Origin of the sequence: Hymenobacter sp. AT01-02, from assembly GCF_000961955.2 — a bacterium.
Classification (GTDB): Bacteria; Bacteroidota; Bacteroidia; order Cytophagales; family Hymenobacteraceae; genus Hymenobacter; species Hymenobacter mucosus.
Genome location: NZ_JZIR02000119.1, coordinates 1 through 4,632, shown reverse-complemented (window position 1 = coordinate 4,632; position 4,632 = coordinate 1). Strand labels below are relative to the sequence as shown.

Genomic DNA, 4,632 nt, shown 5'->3' with positions numbered 1-4,632 from the left:
GGCTTTGAGGCCTTCTTCCACCTTTTCCACACTCACCCCCAGGTTCAAAATTTTACCTTCCTCCTTCAGCCGGTCAAATAGCTCGAAGATTTCAGGACGGTAGAACACCTCGGTAGGAGGGCAGTGCAGCTGAATCAGGTCGAGCGTTTCCAGCTGCATATTGCGCAGGCTGGCTTCCACGAACTTGCGAAGGACGTCGGGCTGGTAGGCCTCGTTGGTGTGTGGCTGAAGCTGGCGGCCACACTTGGTAGCCACGTACACCCGTTCGGAGCGGCTGCGAACCAGTCGGCCCACAGCCTTTTCGCTCTCACCGTCGCCGTACACATCGGCCGTGTCAATGAAGTTGATGCCGGAGTCAACGGCGGCATTGAGGATAGAATCGGCAGTTTCGTGGCTGAACGGGTCGCCCCATTTGCCTCCTACCTGCCAAGTGCCCAAGCTGATTTCAGAAATATTGAATCCGGTTTTACCAAGTTTGCGGTACTGCATGTGGGTTATTTGAGGTGAGTGTATGCTGTCATTTCTAGTAGAGCAAGCCCTAGGAATCGGCCTAGTGCCACTCCTGAGTTCCTTACTCAACTAGGAGTGGCATACGTTAGACTTGCACGGGAAGCTACTGCCTACCTGCCTATCTTTACTTTTTTCCGCCTCGTTCTTCGTCGCCGTGTCTCAGCCCATTCTCTCCGTCCGCAACCTGACCATCGACTTTGCCAGCCACCGCGGCAATACACGGGCCGTGGCCGACATCTCCTTCGATTTGCATCGGGGCGAAACGCTGGCTATTGTAGGAGAGTCCGGCTCGGGCAAGTCGGTTACCTCACTGGCACTAATGGGGCTGATACCCCTGCCGCCCGGCCGCATTACATCCGGTGAGGCGCGGTTTCAGTCGGAAGTACTCGGAGACGTAGACTTGCTCAAGCTTTCCGACGAACAGTTGCAGCAAGTGCGCGGCAACGACATCAGCATGATCTTTCAGGAGCCCATGACCTCCCTGAATCCGGTGTACACGTGCGGCAGCCAGGTAGTAGAAGCACTGCGCCTGCATACCAGCCTCAATGAGAAGGAAGCTGCCGCCCGTACCGTGGAGCTGTTCACGATGGCCCAGCTTCCGCGCCCTGAGAAAATCTTTAGCAGCTACCCTCACGAAATCAGCGGCGGCCAGAAGCAGCGCGTTATGATTGCCATGGCCATGGCCTGTAACCCCGCCATCCTCATTGCCGACGAGCCCACTACCGCTCTCGACGTGACGGTGCAGGCGCGTATGCTGCGCCTCATCGACGACCTGCGCCGCCAGCACAATACTGCCGTGATTTTCATTACCCACGATCTTGGTGTAGTAGCAGAAATTGCCGACCGAATTTTGGTGATGTACCGTGGTCGGGTAGTGGAGCAGGGGTCTGTACTCGACATTTTTACTAATCCGCAGCACCCCTATACTAAGGGCCTTCTGGCTTGCCGACCAAAACTTTCGGTAGGGCGAAAAAAACTTCCCGTAGTAGCAGATTTCATGCGTGAAACAGCCGATGGAGGCTTTATTGCCACTGAAACTGAGTACACGCAAGTGCTTGCTAGTGAAAGCAGTGAACTAGGGCAGGTAAACCCTCAAAACAGCTCTCAAACTACCAAAACGTTCCCCGTGGAACATTCTGTTTCACGCCCCGTGGAACCGCAGTTCGGCTTAGAATCGGCTCCTAGCCTAGAATCAGGCCAGCCCTTGTTGTTTACCAATGAAGGTGCTGTGACTCCCGCCTCTTCCGAAGAACGAGTTGCACCAGCCCCCAATACCTTCACGGATACCAATAGCTCTGTAGGGGTTGCGCCACCCTCCCAAGTGGCAACTATTCAAAGGCCCCTTTTGCAGGTCGAAAACCTGAACGTGTACTTCCCAATTCGGAAGGGCTTCCTGCGGCGCACTACAGAGTACGTGCGGGCCGTAGATGGCGTGAGCTTCGACATCTACCCTGGTGAAACGGTTGGCTTGGTGGGAGAGTCGGGCTGTGGGAAAACTACCCTCGGGCGGACGTTGCTGCGACTAGTTGAACCAACGTCCGGTAGTATCCTGTTTGAGGGGACGGACCTCGCGACCCTCCCGGCCGAACAACTGCGGCAACGGCGTCGGGAGTTTCAGATGGTATTTCAGGACCCTTACGCGGCCCTGAACCCAACGATGACCGTGGGCGAAGCATCTTAGAGCCCATGCGAGTGCACGATGTAGGAGGCTCCAAGCAACAGCAAAAGGAGCGGGTGATAGAACTCCTTCGCACGGTGGGGCTCAAGGACGAGCACTACTTGCGCTATCCTCATGAGTTCAGCGGGGGGCAACGCCAGCGGATTTGTATTGCCCGGGCGTTGGCTCTGCAACCCAAGTGCATTATCTGTGACGAGTCCGTTTCGGCTCTCGACGTATCGGTGCAAGCCCAGGTGCTCAACTTACTCAATGACCTCAAGCGCGAGTTCGGCATCACCTACCTCTTTATCACCCACGACCTCTCGGTGGCCCGCTTCATGAGCGACCGACTGCTTGTAATGCGCCAGGGAAAAATAGTGGAGAGCGGTCCGGCTGCCGAGCTCTATGCTAACCCCCAGCACGACTACACGAAGCAGTTGCTGGCCGCCATTCCGAAAGACGAGCCCGCCGATATTCGCGCCGCGGTAGCAGATAGGGCATAGGAGGGAAGGACACTCCACCATCGCGTCATGCAGAGGCAGAGCACCTCTTGCGCTGAGGTTGCTGACAGCAACAGCCGTCTAGTGTAGCAGTGGTGTCACTAGCTCAATAACGCGGTCCATTGAAATGCCATGCTGTTGGTCTAATGTCAGCGGATGGTTCGCTTCAATTACCTCAACTCGTGGAATGGTGCCAACCGGTTGGGTATGGACAAGAGTACGGATATTCAATGTGTCGGCATAGCCGGGGATGACCGTTTGCAGCCAGCCGAAATAGGGCGGCTCATTCACCCGGTCCGGTTCATTCCATACCTCGTTCGCTCGAATGAAGTTGGTTTCGCTTAAAGAAGTCCAGACGTTCCAGCAAAGTGGTTCGAATGAATCATGTACTGGAATTTCGATGCGGGCCCGAATGAAGAAGTGTTCCTCATCCACTACGCACAAATCACGCGTCAATTCGACCCGTTTTGTCCTTTCGGCTGGTGGCACGCTGAAATAGAAGTCGGGGAAATCTGCTCCAAAGCACATAGGTACTTCTTCGTGAAATTCGCCGCAAGTGGAACAAGTGAATCCGGGCATAGCCGTTTACATAGGTTGAATACGTTTCTAAAATTAGACAGCCAGTTGTTGTAGTTACTCTGCTTCAGTCGGCACTTTTTCTGCTGTGCCCTCGTTTGTTCTATAGCTTGGATGTAGCCATTACCGCGGCAGGGCATCCAATAGTTGTAGAGGTAGGTGACGGCCAGGTGTCCTACCTAAAGGAATGGGGCGTAGCCGAATTTGGCCGTACCGTATTGCGGGCTATAGCTGCCCTAACTCAACCGTAACATCCCATTTTCGGCTAGAAATAGTTATTCGCCGATATATTCCGTATCATCTTTTCGAAGCTCGATTTCGAGCTGGATTACTTTACCCGGGAAACCTCGTAGTACTACCAGTTTCCCACTCATTCAACCCCGCCGCCTGCGAAAAAGACAACCACTGGCGGCCTGTTTTCTACATGAAAGAAAAAGACGAATCTGCTGCCCCCCGCGCCCCTCGCGCGAAGGCAGCTCGTGGCGACAAGGCCGCCGCGGCCCCCATTTCCAAAGACCTTGTGTTTCGCATTTTTCGCGACAACCCAGGCAAAGTATTCGCCTACCGCCAACTCTCCCGCCGCTTAGGCGTGACGACGAAGGAACAGCGCGAAGACATTTTCAACCATCTTAAAGCCCTAAAGAAAGCGGGCTTGCTTACCCTATTACAGAACGACGACTATCGGCTGACAGATGCTGGTGCTGCGCAGGCAGCCACCGAGCCGGCTAGTGGCCGCAAGACGCGCCGCAACGAGCGAGAGCCCTTCGCCGCAACCGGCCGCCGTGGTGGCCGTCCGGTAGAAACGGAGTTCGGCCAGGACCCCGTGGTACACCGTCGGCGCGAAGCCGGCTTCGATTTCCCCGATGCTGACGAGCCAACTACTACCCGTCGGCGGGTTCGCCACGAAGAGGCTGGCGAAACCATTACGGGTACTGTGGCGCTGGCTACCGACAAGTACGCCTTCGTCATCAGTGAGGAAAGTGAGCAGGACGTACGGGTCTTTACCGACAAGCTGAGGTTTGCAATGCACGGCGACACGGTGCGGCTGCGCCTGCGTGGCTCACGCGACGGCCGCCCCGTGGGCGACGTAGTGGAAGTGCTTAACCGGGTACGCCCTGAGCTGGTAGGCCGCCTGCACATGCAGGGCGGTATTGGGTTTGTGAAGCCCGATAACCGTAAGGTGTACTTCGATGTGTTTGTGCCCTATGAGAACCTACATGGGGCCGTGCATGGGGAGAAAGTGCTGGTGCGCATTGCTGAGTTTCCGGAGAATGATGCCGGCCACTTGCCCGTGGGAGAAGTGGTGCGCAGCTTCGGTCAGGCCGGACAAAACGAAGCCGAAATCAACGCCATCATGGCCGAGTTTGGGTTGCCGTTTGAGTTCCCTGC

Annotated in this window: 5 protein-coding genes and 1 pseudogene; 4 read left to right on the top strand and 2 right to left on the bottom strand. The window is 55.9% G+C overall.

Annotation, left to right across the window (positions count from 1 at the left end; all coding sequences use genetic code 11):
• Positions 1-489: aldo/keto reductase (locus VI25_RS20595; RefSeq protein ID WP_161807002.1), on the bottom strand; the 489-nt coding region annotated here is incomplete at its 3' end.
• A 175-nt stretch (positions 490-664) separates the two neighbouring features.
• Between VI25_RS20595 and VI25_RS24340 the strand changes: the two genes are divergently transcribed.
• Together VI25_RS24340 and VI25_RS28005 are read left to right on the top strand one after the other, a co-directional pair.
• The gene (locus VI25_RS24340) at positions 665-2,191 is read left to right on the top strand and encodes an ATP-binding cassette domain-containing protein (protein ID WP_055562796.1); all 1,527 of its coding nucleotides are present in this window, start codon (positions 665-667) and stop codon (positions 2,189-2,191) included.
• Between the two features lie 5 nt (positions 2,192-2,196).
• On the top strand, positions 2,197-2,670 hold the full coding sequence (locus VI25_RS28005) for an ABC transporter ATP-binding protein (RefSeq protein ID WP_055562795.1): 474 nt from the start codon (positions 2,197-2,199) through the stop codon (positions 2,668-2,670).
• A 78-nt stretch (positions 2,671-2,748) separates the two neighbouring features.
• On the opposite strand, the gene VI25_RS20580 is transcribed toward VI25_RS28005, so the two are convergent.
• Positions 2,749-3,246, bottom strand: coding sequence for a DUF2199 domain-containing protein (locus VI25_RS20580; RefSeq protein ID WP_045689356.1), 498 nt, complete (start codon positions 3,244-3,246; stop codon positions 2,749-2,751).
• 95 nt (positions 3,247-3,341) lie between these two features.
• Here VI25_RS20580 and VI25_RS29060 point away from each other — a divergent pair, with 95 nt between their 5' ends.
• Together VI25_RS29060 and VI25_RS20575 are read left to right on the top strand one after the other, a co-directional pair.
• The gene (locus VI25_RS29060; RefSeq protein ID WP_410503449.1) at positions 3,342-3,494 is read left to right on the top strand and encodes an ATP-grasp domain-containing protein; all 153 of its coding nucleotides are present in this window, start codon (positions 3,342-3,344) and stop codon (positions 3,492-3,494) included.
• A 173-nt stretch (positions 3,495-3,667) separates the two neighbouring features.
• Positions 3,668-4,632: pseudogene (locus VI25_RS20575) on the top strand (ribonuclease R); the annotation flags it as partial.

Bases quoted from the DNA above. Each gene is read 5' to 3' on its own strand.
- VI25_RS28005 (WP_055562795.1), top strand. From the start codon at position 2,197: ATGCGAGTGCACGATGTAGGAGGCTCCAAGCAACAGCAAAAGGAGCGG.
- VI25_RS20580 (WP_045689356.1), bottom strand. From the start codon at position 3,246: ATGCCCGGATTCACTTGTTCCACTTGCGGCGAATTTCACGAAGAAGTA.